Raw genomic sequence first — 16838 nt, forward strand, 5'->3', positions numbered from 1 at the left:
GTGCAAGGTGGGGAGGGCCGAAAGGCGGTCCCGCCCGGGCCGGAGGTCGGCACGAGCATCACGCATCCCGTGAGAGACTGGTCTAGACAACCCGCTTGAGACTTGAAGGGCAACACCATGGCTGAGCGCCGCGTCAACGTCGGCTGGGCCGAGGGCCTCCACGCCCGCCCCGCGTCCATCTTCGTCCGTGCCGCCACGGCTTCCGGCGTTCCGGTGACGATCGCCAAGTCCGACGGCACCCCCGTGAACGCCGCCTCGATGCTCGCGGTGCTCGGCCTGGGCGCGCAGGGCGGCGAGGAGATCGTCCTGGCCTCGGAGGCCGACGGCGCCGAGGCCGCGCTCGACCGTCTCGCGAAGCTGGTGGCCGAGGGCCTCGACGAGCTCCCCGAGACCGTCTGACCCCACTTTCCCGTACGACGAGAACCGCGGCTGCCGAAATTCCGGCGGCCGCGGTTCTCGCGTTTTCGGAGTCTGCATTTCCCGGCATTTCCGGGCAGCACAAAATGGCTCCCCCGAATTACTCTTCTTTGTATACGGTGCGCGCGTTAATTCTGGCCGCTCGCCGTGTTGACGACATGTTGCGAAACCCTCACACGGCCGCGCTCCGGCCTTTTGAGCCGGTGCAGCGCCAGCGAGCGCTCCGCGTGCAGCGCCGTCAGGGCCCTGGCCCGCTCGGCGTCGCCGCGCGCGACGGCGTCCACGATGGCACCGTGCTCGGTCCAGGCCTCCACGGGATGGGCGGGCTGCTCGACCGCGTACATCCAGGCGATCTTGTGCCGGAGCTGAGTGAGCAGCGCGGTCAGGGCCGGGCTGCCGGAGGCCTGCGCCAGCGTCTCGTGGAACCAGCCCCCGAGCGAGCGCAGATCCTCGCCCTGGCCGCGCCTGGCCCGCTCCTGCCCCAGCCTGACCAGGCCCCGCAGCACCTTCAGGTGTGCCTCGGTGCGCCGCTGCGCGGCCCGGGCCGCCCCCAGCGGTTCCAGCAGGGCCCGCATGTCGAGCAGATCGGCCGCCTCCTGCTCGGTGGGCTCGGCGACATGGGCGCCGGCGTGGCGGCGGGTGACGACGAAGCCCTCGGACTCCAGGGTGCGCAGGGCCTCGCGGACCGGGACACGGGAGACCCCGTAGCGGCGCGCGAGCTGCTCCTCGGTCAGCCGCCCACCCCGCTCGAAGACACCGGAGACGATGTCGTCCCGGATCGCCGTGCATACCGATTGCGCGGGAACGCGCATGTCCGACCTCCGCCTTGGTCCGCGAGAGACAATTCGAGCGACGCCTGTTCTGCGTCCGTTCCGCGACTCTATTGCAGGAGGCCGGAAATTCCGATGCCCCTCCGGAATCCAGGCATATGTTCCGGTCGGCAAAAAGCCCCGACTCAGTGCGAGCCGGGGCTTCTGCGACGTGATCGGCGTGGCGTCAGAGGCTGACGCCGCGGGCACGCAGGTACGAGATGGGGTTCAGGTCCGAGCCGTAGTCGGAGCCCGTCCGCGCCTCGAAGTGGAGGTGCGGGCCGGTCGAGTTGCCGGACGAGCCCGAGATGCCTATCTGCTGGCCCGGCTCGACGCTCTGGCCGACGTAGACCCCGATGGACGAGAGGTGACCGTACTGGGTGTACGTGCCGTCGTTCATCCGGATGACGATGTTGTTGCCGTACGCGCCGCCCCAGCCGGCCTCGACGACGGTGCCGGAGCCGACGGAGACGACCGAGCTGCCGTAGGAGGCGTGGAAGTCGATGCCGGAGTGGCTGCCGGAGGACCAGAGCGAGCCGCCGGTCTTGTAGCCGGTGGTCACGTACGAGCCGGCCACGGGGAGCTGGAAGGAGTTGAGGCGCTTGCGCTCGGCCTCGCGGGCGGCGCGCTCGCGCTCCTCGCGGACCTCCTTGGCACGGGCCTCGGCCTTGCGCTTCGCCTCGGCGCGGGCCTCCGCCTGGGCCTTCTCCTTGGCGATGGCCTCGAAGGCCTCCTGCTCCTGGGCGGCAGCCTGGGCGTCGATCCGGTCGGCGAGCGAGTCCTCGGTGATCACCTGCGTGAGCCCGGTGTCCTCGGGGGAGCGCCTCTCCGTGTCGGCGGCGAGCGCCGGGGAGGCGAGGGTTCCGATGACGCCGGTGGTGGCGAGCGTCGCGGCGCCGGCGATGCCCACGCTGCGGCGCGCCATCCGGCTCGGACCACGATGCTTCCCGGTGGCACGGGTGAACGCCATGTAGGGGCTGATCCTTTCCTTCCTTCTCGCCTACCGGGTTAGCTGACGGGTTCGGAGCAGGAAGGTCTCCTACGGGCCCCTCCGTACGCGACGAAGGCGCCCGATTCACCCCAGGGACTGTGTGGGTCCCCGGCTCCCCAGGCTCGCGCCTGACGGGGACTCGGCGATGACTGTCCGCTGCCGCGAGTGCGGCGCGTGCAACTGACGAACAGACGCACCGACGCTATGCGGATCGCCTTTCAATCGCCAAACAGACACGTCAGTTTGTAAGACATGCCACAGGGCAGACAGCCACCCTTGCCCTCTAATCCGGACAAAGCGGAAGGCCTCGACGAAATCATGACGTCGAGGCCTTCCGTCGCCGGCCCGGCGGGTGCGACCCCGCGGCCCGGCGGGTGCGATCAGCCGGTCACCACGGTGACTTCACCGATGCCGAGCGCGCGCACGGGCTCGGCGATCTGCGCCGCGTCGCCCACGAGCACCGTGACGAGCCGGTCCACCGGGAAGGCGCTGACCACGGCCGCGGTCGCCTCGACCGTGCCCGTCTCGGCCAGGCGCGCGTACAACTGGGCCTGGTAGTCGTCCGGGAGGTGCTGCTCGACCTGGTCGGAGAGCGTCCCGGCGACCGAGGCGGCCGTCTCGTACTTGAGCGGTGCCACACCCACCAGGTTCTGCACGGCCGTCTCTCGCTCCGCGTCGTTAAGACCTTCCGCGGCGAGGGTCCGCAGCACCTTCCACAGGTCGTCAAGTGCCGGACCGGTGTTGGGGGTGTCGACCGAGCCGCTGATGGCGAGCATCGACGCGCCGTTCCCCTCGGCGTCGGAGCGGAGCACCTGCCCGAAGGCCCGCACGCCGTACGTGTAGCCCTTCTCCTCGCGCAGGACCCGGTCGAGCCGCGAGGTCAGCGTGCCGCCGAGGCAGTACGTGCCGAGGACCTGAGCCGCCCAGACGCTGTCGTGGCGGTCCGGACCGATCCGGCCGATCAGCAACTGGGTCTGGACCGCGCCGGGACGGTCCACGATGACGACCCGTCCGGTGTCGTCGGCGGTGATCGGCGGCATCGCGAGCGCCTCGGCCGGCTCTCCGGTCCAGGTGCCCAGCGTCTCGGCGAGGACCTTGTCCAGGTCGACGCCCGTCAGATCGCCCACCACCACGGCGGTGGCCGTGCCGGGGCGGATGTACGCCTCGTAGAAGGCGCGGACCGCGGCGGCGTCGATCGCGGCGACCGTCTCCTCCGTGCCCTGACGCGGCCGGGACATGCGCGACTCGGCCGGGAACAGCTCCTTGGAGAGCTGCTTGGCCGCGCGGCGGGCCGGGTTGGCCGTCTCGTGCGGGATCTCGTCGAGGCGGTTGCGCACGAGGCGCTCGATCTCGGTCTCCAGGAACGCCGGGGCGATCAGCGCCTCGGAGAGCAGCCCGAGCGCCTTGGGCAGCCGGGAGACGGGCACCTCGAGGGAGACCCGCACGCCCGGGTGGTCCGCGTGCGCGTCGAGCGTGGCGCCGCAGCGCTCCAGCTCGGCCGCGAACTCCTCGGCGTCGCGCTGGTCCGTGCCCTCGGAGAGCGCGCGGGCCATGATCGTGGCGACACCGTCGAGACCGGCCGGCTCGGCGTCCAGCGGGGCGGGCAGGAAGAGCTCCACGGCCACGACCTGCTGGCCGGGGCGGTGGCTGGTCAGCACGGTCAGGCCGTTGGCCAGGGAGCCGCGGTCCGGGGCCGGGAAGGCCCAGGGCCTGGCGACGCCCGGCGCGGGCTGCGGGTGGAAGTCCATGCTCGTCAAAGACACGGCAGCGTCGGTCACTGGTCCGCTCCCTCTTCCTCGTCGCTGTCGCTCTGTTCGGTCGTCACCGGCTCGTAGACGAGCACCGCGCGGTTGTCGGGGCGCAGCCGGGCCGCGGCGGCCGCCCGCACCTCCTCGGCGGTGATGTCGAGGACCCGGTCGACGGCGGTGAGGGCGAGCTGCGGGTCGCCGAACAGCACCGCGAAGCGGCACAGTTCGTCGGCGCGGCCCGCGACGGTGCCGAGCCGGTCGAGCCACTCGCGCTCCAACTGGGCCTGCGCGCGCTCCATCTCCTCGGGCGTCGGGCCCTCGGCGGCGAAGCGGGCCAGCTCCTCGTCGACGGCCGCCTCGATCTGCGGGACCTCGACGCCGCCGGAGGTCTTGACGTCCAGCCAGCCCAGCGAGGGGGCCCCGGCGAGCCGCAGCAGGCCGAAGCCGGCGGCGACGGCCGTCCGGTCCCGGCGGACCAGGCGGTTGTGCAGGCGGGAGGACTCGCCACCGCCGAGGACCGTCAGGGCCAGGTCGGCGGCGTCGCACTCGCGCGTCCCGTCGTGCGGCAGCCGGTAGGCGGCCATGAGCGCGCGCGCCGGGACCTCCTCGACGAGGACCACACGCTGCTCCGTGCCCATGACGTCGGGCAGCGAGCCGTCGCGCGGGGGCCGCTTGCCGTCGTGGGAGGGGATGGAGCCGAAGTACTTCTCGACCCAGGCGAGGGTCTGCTCCGGGTCGATGTCGCCGACGACCGACAGCACCGCGTTGTTCGGCGCGTAGTACGTGCGGAAGAAGTTCCGCGCGTCCTCCAGCGTGGCGGCGTCCAGGTCCGCCATGGACCCGATCGGTGTGTGGTGGTACGGGTGGCCCTCCGGGTAGGCCAGCGCGGTCAGCTTCTCGAAGGCCGTGCCGTACGGCACGTTGTCGTACCGCTGGCGGCGCTCGTTCTTGACGACGTCCCGCTGGTTCTCCATGGACTCGTCGTCCAGGGCCGCGAGCAGCGAGCCCATGCGGTCGGCCTCCAGCCAGAGCGCGAGCTCCAGCTGGTGGGTGGGCATGGTCTCGAAGTAGTTGGTGCGCTCGAAGCTCGTCGTGCCGTTGAGCGAGCCGCCCGCGCCCTGCACCAGCTCGAAGTGCCCGTTGCCGTGGACCTGCTTCGAGCCCTGGAACATCAGGTGCTCGAAGAGGTGGGCGAGGCCCGTGCGCCCCTCGACCTCGTGCCGCGAGCCGACGTCGTACCAGAGGCAGACCGCGGCGACCGGGGTCAGGTGGTCCTCCGAGAGCACCACGCGCAGGCCGTTCGCCAACCGGTGCTCGGTCGCTGTCAGGCCGCCGGAGCCGGCCTCGGCCGTGGCCGTGTGACCCATGGGCATGTACGTCCCTTCGATCGCGATGTGAAAAAGTCCTGCCACTGTATGCAAGCGCGCCGACACCTCGCGAAGTTCCCGTCCCTTCCAGATGTCCCTCTTCCGGGTCGCGGTCGGCGTTGTCGGTGGCACGGTCCACAATGGTCCGCGTCAGATCAACCTTGTTGGTGAAGGAGCCGCAGCCGCGATGGCCCGCCGCAGCACGAAGACACCGCCGCCGGACGACGCGTACGAGGAGAGGATCCTCGACATCGACGTCGTCGACGAGATGCAGGGCTCCTTCCTCGAGTACGCGTACTCGGTGATCTACTCGCGCGCGCTCCCCGACGCCCGCGACGGCATGAAGCCCGTCCAGCGCCGCATCGTCTACCAGATGGGCGAGATGGGGCTCCGGCCCGACCGGGGGTTCGTCAAGTGCGCCCGCGTCGTCGGCGAGGTGATGGGCAAGCTCCACCCGCACGGCGACGCGTCGATCTACGACGCCATGGTCCGCATGGCGCAGCCCTTCTCCATGCGGCTGCCCCTCGTCGACGGCCACGGCAACTTCGGCTCCCTCGGCAACGACGACCCGCCCGCCGCCATGCGGTACACGGAGTCGCGCATGGCCCCCGCCGCGCTGCTGATGACCGAGTCCATCGACGAGGACACGGTCGACTTCTCGCCGAACTACGACGGCCAGGAGCAGGAGCCGGTGGCGCTGCCCGCCGCCTACCCGAACCTGCTGGTCAACGGCGCGTCCGGGATCGCGGTCGGCATGGCGACCAACATGCCGCCGCACAACCTCGGCGAGGTGATCGCGGCGGCCCGCCACCTGATCCGCCACCCGGGCGCCGACCTCGAGACCCTGATGCGCTTCGTGCCCGGCCCCGACCTTCCGACCGGCGGCCGGATCGTCGGCCTGTCCGGCATCAAGGACGCGTACGAGTCGGGCCGCGGCTCCTTCAAGATCCGCGCCACGGCGACCGTGGAGACGGTGACCGCCCGCCGCAAGGGCATCATCGTGACCGAGCTGCCCTTCACGGTCGGCCCCGAGAAGGTCATCTCCAAGATCAAGGACCTCGTCGGCTCCAAGAAGCTCCAGGGCATCGCGGACGTCAAGGACCTCACCGACCGCAACCACGGCCTGCGTCTCGTCATCGAGATCAAGAACGGCTTCGTGCCGGAGGCGGTCCTGGAGCAGCTCTACAAGCTGACGCCGATGGAGGAGTCCTTCGGCATCAACAACGTGGCGCTGGTGGACGGCCAGCCGCTCACGCTCGGCCTCAAGGAGCTCCTGGAGGTCTACCTCGACCACCGCTTCGAGGTCGTCCGCCGCCGCTCCGAGTTCCGCCGTACCAAGAAGCGCGACCGGCTCCACCTGGTCGACGGCCTTCTCGTCGCGCTCCTCGACATCGACGAGGTCATCCGGATCATCCGGGAGAGCGAGAACTCCGCCCAGGCCAAGGAGCGCCTGATGGAGCGCTTCTCCCTGAGCGAGATCCAGACGCAGTACATCCTGGACACCCCGCTACGCCGCCTCACCAAGTTCGACCGCATCGAGCTGGAGACCGAGCGCGACCGGCTCAACGGGGAGATCGACGAGCTGACCGGGATCCTCGACTCCGACGCGGAGCTGCGGAAGCTGGTCTCGGGGGAACTGGCCGCGGTCGCGAAGAAGTTCGCCACCGACCGGCGGACGGTCCTGCTCGAATCCGCGGGCGCGCCCGTCGCGGCCGTCCCCCTTGAGGTCGCGGACGACCCGTGCCGCGTGCTGCTCTCCTCGACGGGACTGCTGGCCCGTACGGCGACGGCGGAGCTGCCGCCGGCCGACCCGGACGCGCCGCGCACCAAGCACGACCTGATCGTGTCGGCGGTGGCCGCCACCCAGCGCGGCGACGTCGGCGCGGTGACCTCGGCCGGCCGGCTGCTGCGGATCGCGGTGATCGACCTGCCGCAGCTCCCGGACACCGCGAGCGTCCCCAGCCTCGCCGGCGGCGCGCAGCTCTCGGAGTTCCTGTCCCTGGAGACGGACGAGTCGGTGGTCTGCCTGACCACGCTCGACGAGTCCTCGCCCGGTCTCGCGCTCGGCACGCTGCAGGGCGTGGTGAAGCGTGTGGTCCCGGACTACCCGGCGAACAAGGACGAGCTGGAGGTCATCACGCTCAAGGACGGTGACCGGATCGTCGGCGCGACCGAGCTGCGGTCGGGCGAGGAGGACCTGGTCTTCATCACCTCCGACGCCCAGCTCCTCCGCTACCCGGCCGCGCAGGTACGGCCCCAGGGGCGCCCGGCCGGCGGTATGGCGGGCATCAAGCTGACCGAGGGCGCCGAGGTGCTCTCGTTCACGGCCGTGGACCCGGCGGCGGACGCCGTGGTCTTCACCGTCGCGGGTTCCACGGGCACCCTCGACGCCTCGGCGGGCACGTCGGCGAAGCTGACCCCCTTCGACCAGTACCCGCGCAAGGGCCGCGCGACGGGCGGTGTCCGCTGCCAGCGGTTCCTGAAGGGCGAGGACGTCCTGATCCTGGCCTGGGCGGGCGCCACCCCGGCACGGGCCGCGCAGAAGAACGGCACCCCGGCACCACTGCCGGAGGTCGACCCGCGCCGCGACGGCTCGGGCACGCCGCTCCCCCAGCCGGTGGAGGTGCTGGCGGGCCCGGCGAGCTAGGGGGTGTCCGGAAAGTAGCGCCGTCTGCCCGCAGGCCAGGCGGGGCTTTCCGGACGCCCCCTAGGCCCTGTCCGGCGGATCAGGGTCGGACAGGGCCTAGCGCTCGTCCGGTTCCTCTTCCGTCTGCTGTACGTACCGCAGGACGCCCCACATGCTGTGCTCGTCGGGGGCGTCCTGCGGGCCGTTCTGCTCGCATGCGGCGAGCTCCTTGCGCAGCGCGGCGGAGTCGACGCCGGAGCCGATCAGCACGAGCTGCGTGAGCCGCTCCTCGCCCGCGGGCCACGGCTCGGGATAGAAGCGCAGGAAGCGGCCGACCGCGTGGACCGCGTAGCGGTTGTCCGGGTCGGCGGCACCGAGGTCCACGAAGCCCTTGATCCGGTACAGGCCCTCGGGCCGCGCGTCCAGGAAGGCCATGAGGCGGCGCGGGTGGAGCGGGGTCGAGGCGCTCAGGGAGACGGTCTCGTACTCTGCGTGCGGATGCGCGTGGGCCTCGTCCTCGGGGCCGTACAGGATGTCCTCGATGGACATCTGGCCCTCGATCTCGTCCTCGGGCACCACCCGGTCGAAGAGCAGCTCCGGATCGACCCGCCCGTGCGAGGCGTCGACCACGACGGCCTTCCCGGCGAGCGCGCCCACCGTCTCGCGTACGGCCGACAGCTCGTCCTCGGAGACCCGGTCCGCCTTGTTGACGACGACGAGGTCGGCGATCGTGAGGTGCCGGTCGGTCTCGGGGTGGCGCTGCCGGGTCGCCCCGAACTCGGCCGCGTCGACGACCTGGACGAGCCCCCCGTAGACGATCCGCTCGTTCTCGCTGGCGAGCACCATGCGAACGAGCTCCTGCGGCTCGGCGAGCCCGCTGGCCTCGATCACGATGACGTCGAGCCGGGACTCGGGCCGGGTCAGGACCTCCAGGTACTCGTCGAGCTCGCTCGCGTCGACCGCGCAGCACAGACACCCGTTGCCGAGCGAGACGGTGGAGCCCACCTGCCCGGCGACGGTCATCGCGTCGATGCCGATGTCCCCGAAGTCGTTGACCATGACCCCGATCCGGGTACCCCGGGCGCTCCGCAGCAGATGGTTGAGGAGCGTCGTCTTCCCGGCCCCGAGAAACCCGGCGAGGACGACGACGGGAATCTGCTGCGTGCTCAAGGGTCGTGCCTCCGGTAGCGGGATTCCTTCCCACGGCCGTGGGAAGGCCCCAGGATAGGCGGGATCATCCGGGGGCGTCCGAATCCGCCCGAGGGCGGGACGGCCGTCGGTTCGCCCCCGGACCGGTATTTCCGGTCCCGGGGGCCCGCCCCGTACCTTTTCGGCATGAGACCCGCACAGACCAGCCCCGCGCGGCCCCTCGCGCGCCGTCGGCGGTTCGGGTGGCCCCGGCGGGTGTTCGCGCAGGTCCTGCTGATGCAGCTGGCCATCGCGACCGGGGTGACCGTCCTCGCCACCGGTCTCTTCCTCGCCCCGCTCAGCGACCAGCTCGACGACCAGGCCATGCGACGGGCCCTGGCCATCGCCGAGACCACCGCCTCCCCCGGTCTCGCCGCCGACCTCGTCGGCACCCCGCCCTCCGCGCGGGGCCCGGTGCAGACCGAGGCCGAACGGATCCGGGTGTCCACGGGCGCCGAGTACGTCGTGGTCATGGACACCCGCGGAGTGCGCTGGTCGCACACCGACCCCGGCCAGATCGGCCGGCGCGTCTCCACCGACCCGAGCGCCGCCCTCTCGGGCCGCGAGGTGATGGAGATCGACAGCGGCACGCTCGGCCGCTCGGCGCGCGGCAAGGCACCGCTGCGCGACGCCGACGGCAGGATCGTCGGCGCGGTATCCGTCGGCATCGAGTACGACAGCGTCCGCGACCGGCTCCTGGCCGCGATCCCCGGTCTCCTCGCGTACGCGGGCGGGGCGCTCGCCGTCGGGGCCCTCGCGGCGTACCTGATCTCCCGGCGCCTCCAGCGCCAGACGCACGACCTGGCCTTCTCCGACATCTCCGCGCTGCTGGCCGAGCGCGAGGCCATGCTGCACGGCATCCGGGAGGGTGTCGTCGCCATCGACCGCACCGGCTCCGTGCGGCTCGTGAATGACGAGGCGCAGCGCCTCCTCGGCCTCGGCCCCGAGGCCGCGGGCCGGCCCCTGGACGAGGTCCTCGGCCAGGGCCGTACCGCCGACGTCCTCGCCGGCCGGGTCACGGGCGAGGACCTCGTCACCGTCCAGGGCCACCGGGTCCTGATCGCCAACCGCATGCCCACCGACGACGGCGGCGCCGTGGCGACCCTGCGCGACCGCACCGAGCTGGAGCGGCTCGGGCGCGAGCTGGACTCGACGCGCGGCCTGATCGACGCCCTGCGCGCCCAGGACCACGAGCACGCCAACCGGCTGCACACCCTCCTCGGCCTCCTGGAGCTGGACATGCACGAGGAGGCGGTCGAGTTCGTCACGGAGGTGGTCGGAGTCCACCGGGCCACCGCCGAGCAGGTCACGGAGAAGGTCCACGACCCGCTGCTCGCCGCGCTCCTGGTCGGCAAGGCGACCGTGGCCGCCGAGCGCGGGGTGCCCCTGCGGATCTCCCCGGAGTCCCTGCTTCCGGACCGCCTCGTCGACCCCCGCGAGCTGGTCACGGTCGTCGGCAATCTGGTCGACAACGCGCTGGACGCCGTCGCGGGCACGCCGGGTGCCCAGATCGAGGTCGCGTTCCGCACCGAGGGCCGTACGGTCGTGCTGCGGGTCACCGACAGCGGCCCCGGCGTGCCCGAGGACCGCCGCGAGATGATCTTCACCGAGGGCTGGTCGACGAAGGAGCCGCCGTCCCACGGCCGGCGCGGGCTCGGCCTCGCCTTCGTACGCCGCCTGGCCGAGCGCAGGGGCGGCACGGCCCGCGTGGCCGGGGGCCCGGACGGAGGCGCGGAGTTCACCGTCGTCCTCCCGGACGCCCTGACCGATCCCGAACCCGATGTTCCCGCCCCCGGAGAGTCCTTCGCAGCCGAGCCGGCCGGGGAGTCGCGATGATCGACGTGCTCGTCGTGGACGACGACGTACTCGTGGCGCGGATCAACGCCGCGTACGTCGCCAAGGTCCCGGGCTTCCGGGTGTCCGCCACCGCCCACTCGACCGCCGAGGCACTGGCCGCCCTGGACGCGCATCCGGTGGACCTGATCCTCATGGACCACTACCTGCCGGACGAGAACGGCCTCGCCGCGGTACGGGAGCTCCGCGCGCGCGGCCACCAGTGCGACGTGATCATGGTGACCGCCGCCCGGGACGTCGCCACCGTGCAGGCGGCGATGCGCCACGGCGCCCTCCAGTACCTGGTCAAGCCCTTCAACTTCGCCGGGCTGCGCTCCAAGCTGGAGGCGTACGCGGCGCTCCGCCGCGCCCTCGGAGGAGCCGGCGGCGAGGCGGAACAGGCCGAGGTCGACCGGATCTTCGGTGTCCTGGCGGCGGGCACCGTCGCCCCCGACCTGCCGAAGGGGCACTCCCCGACCACGGCCGAGCTGGTCCGGCAGGTCCTGCTCGCCGCCGGCGGCCCGCTCTCCGCGCAGGAGATCGCCGAGCGGGCCGGTGTGAGCCGCCAGACCGCCCAGCGCTACCTCAAGCTCCTCGAACGCACGGGCCGGGTGAGCCTCTCCCTCCGGTACGGCGAGACGGGCCGCCCCGAGCATCGCTACGCCTGGACGTCCTCACCGCCCGCCGCCTGAGCCCGGCTCCGCCCGCTCACGTGGCCCCGCCCGACGCAGCAGCCCTCCCTCTCACGCAGCCCCCGCCCCCGTCAGCGCCCGGACCTCCGTCTCGGCGTGCCGTGCCGCGTCGGGCGGCTCGGCCGAGGTGACCGCACCGATCCAGCCCGCGAGGAATCCGAGCGGGATGGAGATCACTCCGGGGTTCTGCAGCGGGAAGACATGGAAGTCGACACCGGGGAACAGCGACTCCGGGCTGCCCGAGACCACCGGCGACAGCAGGACGAGCAGGACAGCGGGGACGAGCCCGCCGTAGACCGACCAGACCGCGCCCCGGGTGGTGAACTTCCGCCAGAACAGCGAGTAGAGCAGGACGGGCAGGTTGGCGGAGGCGGCGACCGCGAAGGCGAGGCCGACGAGGAAGGCCACGTTGAGATCGCGGGCGAGCAGCCCGAGGCCGATGGCGGCGGCGCCGATCCCGGCGGCCGCGAGCCGCGCCACGGTCACCTCGCTGTACTGCCGCTTCGCGTGCCGGCGGCGCAGCGAGCTGTACAGGTCGTGGGCGACGGAGGCCGAGGAGGCGAGCGTGATCCCGGCGACGACGGCGAGGATGGTCGCGAACGCGACGGCGGCGACGACGGCGAAGAGCACCGTGCCGCCGGTGGAGCCCGCGCCGCCGCCGAGGTCCAGGGCGAGCAGCGGGATGGCCGTGTTCCCCGACGCGTTGGAGGCGCGGACCTCGGCCGGCCCGATCAGCGCGGCCGCGCCGAAGCCGAGCACGATGGTCATCAGGTAGAAGCTGCCGATGAGGCCGATCGACCAGACGACGGAGCGGCGGGCCGCCCTGGCGGTGGGCACGGTGTAGAAGCGCGACAGGATGTGCGGGAGTCCCGCGGTGCCCAGGACGAGGGCGATGCCGAGGCTGATGAAGTCGAGGCGTGAGGTCCAGTCGCCGCCGTAGCGCAGCCCGGGGGCGAGGAAGTCCCGTCCGTGACCGCTGCGGTCGGCCGCGGCGGAGAGCAGGCTGTTCACGTCGCCGTGGAAGCGGAGCAGGACGAGGACGGTGAGCGTGATCGTCCCCGCCATGAGCAGGACCGCCTTGACGATCTGGATCCAGGTGGTGGCCCGCATGCCGCCGAGCGACACGTAGATCACCATCAGCGCGCCCACACCGATCACGGTCCAGGAGCGGGCCGCCTCGCTCGTGCCGCCGAGGAGGAGCGCGACGAGGCTGCCGGCCCCGACCATCTGGGCGACGAGGTACAGCACGGAGACGGCCACGGAGGACGTTCCGGCGGCGATCCGCACCGGCCGTTCGGCCATCCGCGCGGCGACGACGTCCGCGAGCGTGAACCGCCCGCAGTTGCGGACCAGTTCCGCGACGAGCAGGAGGACGACCAGCCAGGCGACGAGGAAGCCGACGGAGTACAGCATGCCGTCGTAGCCGTAGAGCGCGATCAGCCCGGAGATGCCGAGGAAGGAGGCCGCGGACATGTAGTCGCCGGCGATGGCGAAACCGTTCTCCAGAGGAGAGAACAGCCTGCCTCCGGCGTAGAACTCCTCCGCCGACCCGTGCCGGTTGCGGCTCACCCAGGTGGTGATCCCCAGCGTGACGGCGATGAAGACGCTGAAGAGGACGAGCGCCAGGGTCTGGTGGTCTCCGGTCACCGCTGCGCCACCCCTCGGGTCATCTCCTGGGTGTCCCAGCGGAGTTCCAGGGCCGCCCGGTCCCGGCGCAGCCGCGCGTGGCGCGCGTAGGCCCAGGTCAGGAGGAAGGTGGTGAGGAACTGCCCGAGGCCCGCGACCATCGCCACGTTCACCGCGCCGGCGACGGGCCGCGCCATGAACCCGGGCGCCGCGGTCGCCGCGACGACGTAGGCGAGGTACCAGAGGAGGAACGCGAGGGCGGCCGGGAAGACGAACCGGCGGTAGCGGCGGCGTACTTCCTGGAAGGCGGGGCTCCGCTGAACCTCCAGGTAGATCTCCGCGGCGCCGGGTTCGCGCTGCCGCGGCACTGCCGTGTCGTGCCAGGGGTCCTCGATCGGCACTGCCGAGACGTCGGACCCCTCCTGCTTGTCCACCTGCTCCACCGGCCAACTCTCCTTGTCAGCGAACCGTTTCGGCCGCGTGCCCAAGGATGGACAGAGCGGGAAGATCCCGGACTCTTCTCCTCCCCCTCTTCACCCCATCAGGTGACAGTTCTCGTGGTTGGCCTGACCGGACCGTGCTGATATGCGTACCGCACGGCCCGGCCGTTTTCGGTCACCGGGCATTCGTCTGCGCCGGGCCCGATCCCGCGAGGCCCGCCCGCGTCAGGCGTCGATGCGCGAGCGGTCGAGGGTCGCCGCCGAGCTCGTGATGAACTCCTTGCGGGGCGCCACGTCGTTGCCCATGAGGAGGTCGAAGACCTGCTCCGCCGAGTCCAGGTCGCCGATGTTGATCCGGCGCAGGGTGCGGTGGCGCGGGTCCATCGTGGTCTCCGCGAGCTGGTCGGCGTCCATCTCGCCCAGACCCTTGTAGCGCTGGATGGAGTCCTTGTAGCGGACCCCCTTGCGCTGGAACTCCAGGATGGTCTGGCGCAGCTCGTTGTCCGAGTACGTGTAGACGTACTTGTCCTGGCCCTTCTTGGGCTGGACGAGCTCGATCCGGTGCAGCGGGGGCACGGCCGCGAAGACGCGTCCGGCCTCGACCATGGGCCGCATGTAGCGCTGGAAGAGCGTCAGCAGCAGGCAGCGGATGTGGGCGCCGTCGACGTCGGCGTCGACCAGCAGGACGATCTTTCCGTAGCGGGCGGCGTCGATGTCGAAGGTGCGGCCCGAGCCCGCTCCTATGACCTGGATGATCGCGCCGCACTCGGCGTTCTTGAGCATGTCCGAGACCGAGGACTTCTGGACGTTGAGGATCTTGCCCCGGATCGGCAGCAGCGCCTGGAACTCGCTGTTGCGCGCGAGCTTGGCGGTGCCGAGGGCGGAGTCCCCCTCGACGATGAAGAGCTCGCTGCGCTCGACGTCGTCGCTGCGGCAGTCGGCGAGCTTGGCCGGCAGCGAGGAGGACTCCAGCGCGGTCTTCCTGCGCTGCGCCTCCTTGTGCTGGCGGGCCGCGATCCGGGTCCTGGCGGCGGCGACGGCCTTGTCCAGGACGGCGCGGGCCTGCGCCTTGGCGTCCCGCTTGGTGGAGGTCAGGAAGGCCTTGAGCTCCTTGGCGACGACGGCGGCCACGATCCGGCGGGCGGCGGAGGTGCCCAGGACCTCCTTCGTCTGCCCCTCGAACTGCGGCTCGGCGAGGCGGACCGTCACGACGGCCGTGAGGCCCTCCAGGGCGTCGTCCTTGACGATGTCGTCCTCGGCGACGCGCAGCATCTTGGCCGAGCGGAGGACCTCGTTCACCGTCTTGGTGATGGCCTGCTCGAAGCCGGAGACGTGGGTGCCGCCCTTGGGGGTGGCGATGATGTTGACGAAGGACTTGACCGTGGTGTCGTAGCCGGTGCCCCAGCGGAGCGCGACGTCGACGGCGAGCTCACGGGTGACCTCGGTCGGGGTCATGTGCCCGCGCTCGTCGAGGACCGGGACGGTCTCCTTGAAGGTGCCCTGGCCGGTGAGGCGCTGGATGTCGCAGACGGCCTTGTCCTGCGCGAGGTACTCGCAGAACTCGCTGATGCCTCCGTCGAAGCGGAAGGTCTCCTCGCTCTTGCCGATCCCGGCCAGGTCCCGCTCGTCGCGGACGACGATCGTGAGGCCGGGCACGAGGAAGGCGGTCTGCCGGGCGCGCTGGTGGAGCGTCTCCAGCGAGAGCTTGGCGTCCTTGAGGAAGATCTGCCGGTCCGCCCAGTAGCGGACGCGCGTGCCCGTACGCGTCTTGGGGACGCGCTTGCCCTTCCGCAGGCCGTTGCCCGGGTCGAAGGGGCTGTCGGGGCCCTGCTCCGTGAAGATGCCGGGCACGCCGCGGCGGAAGCTGATGGAGTGCGTGGAGCTGTTCCGGTCGACCTCGACGTCGAGACGGGCCGACAGGGCGTTGACCACGGACGCGCCGACGCCGTGCAGACCACCGGAGGCCGCGTAGGAGCCGCCGCCGAACTTGCCGCCGGCGTGCAGCTTGGTCATGACGACCTCGACGCCGGAGAGCCCGGTCTTCGGCTCGACGTCGACCGGGATGCCCCGGCCGTTGTCCCGGACCTCGACGGAGCCGTCGTCGTGGAGGATGACCTCGATGTGGTCGCAGTAGCCGCCGAGGGCCTCGTCGACCGAGTTGTCGATGATCTCCCAGATGCAGTGCATCAGGCCGCGGCTGTCGGTGGACCCGATGTACATACCGGGGCGCTTGCGGACCGCTTCGAGCCCTTCGAGTACGAGCAGGTGCCGCGCGGTGTAGTTGGAAGCGTCACGGTCTGCGGTCAGCAGCGCACTGGACGGCACGGACGTTTCGGCGGTCACGCGGTTCGCTCCTCGCTGAATTTGAAAACTGGCCCGGTGGGGTAAGGCCCGGCGTCGTTCACCGGTCAGAGGGTACCGATGCCTGGTAGAGCCGTTGTCACGCCACCCTCCCCGTTTCCTCATGCTAGTCCAGAGTCGTATGGATGTTCGATCCCTCGAAGGGGTGACGCGAACATCACGTTCCCTTCCAGGCATGAACCATTTAGGCTCCGGGCACGTCCTCATCAACAACCGGCAACCACGCCGGGAGGACGCACCGACACAAGCAACGCGAAATCCGTAGAGCAACGCAATACGGCTCATTCGCCGCCAACCGGCAGCAGACAGCCACCTTGGGAAAAAGTTTCGAGGAAAAGCCACGAGCGGGAACGTTTCCGGCCTGGTTGGATGTTGACCCTGGTACGACAGCTCGTCGAGCTAGAGAAGAGGCGACGTGACTACTGTTCTGACCCCCGCGAGCCCCCTGACGGCCGCTGACCGCTGCGACCGCTGCGGCGCCCAGGCATACCTGCGTGTCGTCCTGACCAGCGGAGGTGACTTGCTCTTCTGCGCCCACCACGGCCGCAAGTTCGAGCCGGAACTCAAGAAGATCGCCGCTGAGATACAGGATGAGACGGACCGGCTCACCGACGTGCCGGCCCGCACGATGGGTGAAGACCACGCCTGACACCCTGCACGACGAGCCCAGTGCCGGTCGCTGACCGGACGGCGGGCGGCCACCCCCGCAAGCAAGGGGGGTGGCCGCCCGTTCTCGTGAC

General features: G+C 71.2%; 13 protein-coding genes and 1 riboswitch. Of the genes, 5 read left to right on the plus strand and 8 right to left on the minus strand.

Annotation, left to right across the window (positions count from 1 at the left end; translation table 11 throughout):
• Positions 1 to 117 precede the first annotated feature (117 nt).
• Complete coding sequence (locus DEJ46_RS10020; protein ID WP_015036698.1) at positions 118 to 399, plus strand: HPr family phosphocarrier protein; 282 nt, start codon at positions 118 to 120, stop codon at positions 397 to 399.
• 146 nt (positions 400 to 545) lie between these two features.
• Here DEJ46_RS10020 and DEJ46_RS10025 read toward each other — a convergent pair whose 3' ends face one another.
• From DEJ46_RS10025 to DEJ46_RS10040, 4 genes are all read right to left on the minus strand, one after another.
• Entirely contained in the window at positions 546 to 1229 is a 684-nt protein-coding gene (locus DEJ46_RS10025; protein WP_150265343.1) for a GntR family transcriptional regulator, read from the minus strand.
• A gap of 184 nt (positions 1230 to 1413) precedes the next feature.
• A complete protein-coding gene (locus tag DEJ46_RS10030; protein WP_150265345.1) occupies positions 1414 to 2196 on the minus strand; it encodes a M23 family metallopeptidase in 783 nt (260 codons plus the stop codon).
• A gap of 12 nt (positions 2197 to 2208) precedes the next feature.
• A riboswitch (cyclic di-AMP (ydaO/yuaA leader) is annotated at positions 2209 to 2372 on the minus strand.
• Positions 2373 to 2597: 225 nt separating this feature from the next.
• Complete coding sequence (locus DEJ46_RS10035) at positions 2598 to 3965, minus strand: M16 family metallopeptidase (RefSeq protein WP_190623179.1); 1368 nt, start codon at positions 3963 to 3965, stop codon at positions 2598 to 2600.
• Positions 3966 to 3991: 26 nt separating this feature from the next.
• Entirely contained in the window at positions 3992 to 5338 is a 1347-nt protein-coding gene (locus DEJ46_RS10040) for a M16 family metallopeptidase (RefSeq protein WP_150265349.1), read from the minus strand.
• Between the two features lie 181 nt (positions 5339 to 5519).
• Here DEJ46_RS10040 and DEJ46_RS10045 point away from each other — a divergent pair, with 181 nt between their 5' ends.
• Positions 5520 to 7979: a DNA topoisomerase (ATP-hydrolyzing) subunit A gene (locus tag DEJ46_RS10045; RefSeq protein ID WP_150265351.1), complete on the plus strand. Its 2460-nt coding sequence runs from the start codon at positions 5520 to 5522 to the stop codon at positions 7977 to 7979.
• A 96-nt stretch (positions 7980 to 8075) separates the two neighbouring features.
• Here DEJ46_RS10045 and DEJ46_RS10050 read toward each other — a convergent pair whose 3' ends face one another.
• Positions 8076 to 9128, minus strand: a complete 1053-nt coding sequence (locus tag DEJ46_RS10050) for a CobW family GTP-binding protein (protein WP_150265353.1) — start codon at positions 9126 to 9128, stop codon at positions 8076 to 8078.
• Between the two features lie 165 nt (positions 9129 to 9293).
• On the opposite strand from DEJ46_RS10050, the gene DEJ46_RS10055 reads away from it, so the two are divergent.
• Together DEJ46_RS10055 and DEJ46_RS10060 are read left to right on the plus strand one after the other, a co-directional pair.
• Entirely contained in the window at positions 9294 to 10982 is a 1689-nt protein-coding gene (locus DEJ46_RS10055) for a sensor histidine kinase (RefSeq protein WP_150265355.1), read from the plus strand.
• Complete coding sequence (locus DEJ46_RS10060; RefSeq protein WP_150265357.1) at positions 10979 to 11671, plus strand: response regulator; 693 nt, start codon at positions 10979 to 10981, stop codon at positions 11669 to 11671. The genes DEJ46_RS10055 and DEJ46_RS10060 overlap by 4 nt, the downstream gene beginning before the upstream one ends.
• A 51-nt stretch (positions 11672 to 11722) precedes the next feature.
• Here the strand turns inward: DEJ46_RS10060 and DEJ46_RS10065 are convergent, their stop codons facing one another.
• The 3 genes from DEJ46_RS10065 to DEJ46_RS10075 form a co-directional block, all read right to left on the minus strand.
• Positions 11723 to 13318, minus strand: a complete 1596-nt coding sequence (locus DEJ46_RS10065) for a cation acetate symporter (protein ID WP_150265359.1) — start codon at positions 13316 to 13318, stop codon at positions 11723 to 11725.
• The gene (locus DEJ46_RS10070; RefSeq protein WP_190623181.1) at positions 13315 to 13731 is read right to left on the minus strand and encodes a DUF485 domain-containing protein; all 417 of its coding nucleotides are present in this window, start codon (positions 13729 to 13731) and stop codon (positions 13315 to 13317) included. The genes DEJ46_RS10065 and DEJ46_RS10070 overlap by 4 nt, the downstream gene beginning before the upstream one ends.
• 231 nt (positions 13732 to 13962) lie before the next feature.
• Positions 13963 to 16080 (minus strand): type IIA DNA topoisomerase subunit B, encoded by a 2118-nt coding sequence (locus DEJ46_RS10075; RefSeq protein ID WP_150265363.1) that lies wholly within the window; start codon positions 16078 to 16080, stop codon positions 13963 to 13965.
• A 433-nt stretch (positions 16081 to 16513) separates the two neighbouring features.
• Here DEJ46_RS10075 and DEJ46_RS10080 point away from each other — a divergent pair, with 433 nt between their 5' ends.
• Positions 16514 to 16747, plus strand: a complete 234-nt coding sequence (locus DEJ46_RS10080) for a hypothetical protein (protein WP_055640955.1) — start codon at positions 16514 to 16516, stop codon at positions 16745 to 16747.
• The last annotated feature ends 91 nt before the right edge of the window (positions 16748 to 16838 follow it).

The sequence above is a fragment of the Streptomyces venezuelae genome, assembly GCF_008642375.1.
Taxonomy (GTDB): Bacteria; Actinomycetota; Actinomycetes; order Streptomycetales; family Streptomycetaceae; genus Streptomyces; species Streptomyces venezuelae_G.

Bases quoted from the DNA above. Each gene is read 5' to 3' on its own strand.
- DEJ46_RS10040 (WP_150265349.1), bottom strand. From the start codon at position 5,338: ATGCCCATGGGTCACACGGCCACGGCCGAGGCCGGCTCCGGCGGCCTG.
- DEJ46_RS10035 (WP_190623179.1), bottom strand. From the start codon at position 3,965: ATGGACTTCCACCCGCAGCCCGCGCCGGGCGTCGCCAGGCCCTGGGCC.
- DEJ46_RS10045 (WP_150265351.1), top strand. From the start codon at position 5,520: ATGGCCCGCCGCAGCACGAAGACACCGCCGCCGGACGACGCGTACGAG.
- DEJ46_RS10060 (WP_150265357.1), top strand. From the start codon at position 10,979: ATGATCGACGTGCTCGTCGTGGACGACGACGTACTCGTGGCGCGGATC.
- DEJ46_RS10020 (WP_015036698.1), top strand. From the start codon at position 118: ATGGCTGAGCGCCGCGTCAACGTCGGCTGGGCCGAGGGCCTCCACGCC.
- DEJ46_RS10030 (WP_150265345.1), bottom strand. From the start codon at position 2,196: ATGGCGTTCACCCGTGCCACCGGGAAGCATCGTGGTCCGAGCCGGATG.
- DEJ46_RS10055 (WP_150265355.1), top strand. From the start codon at position 9,294: ATGAGACCCGCACAGACCAGCCCCGCGCGGCCCCTCGCGCGCCGTCGG.
- DEJ46_RS10025 (WP_150265343.1), bottom strand. From the start codon at position 1,229: ATGCGCGTTCCCGCGCAATCGGTATGCACGGCGATCCGGGACGACATC.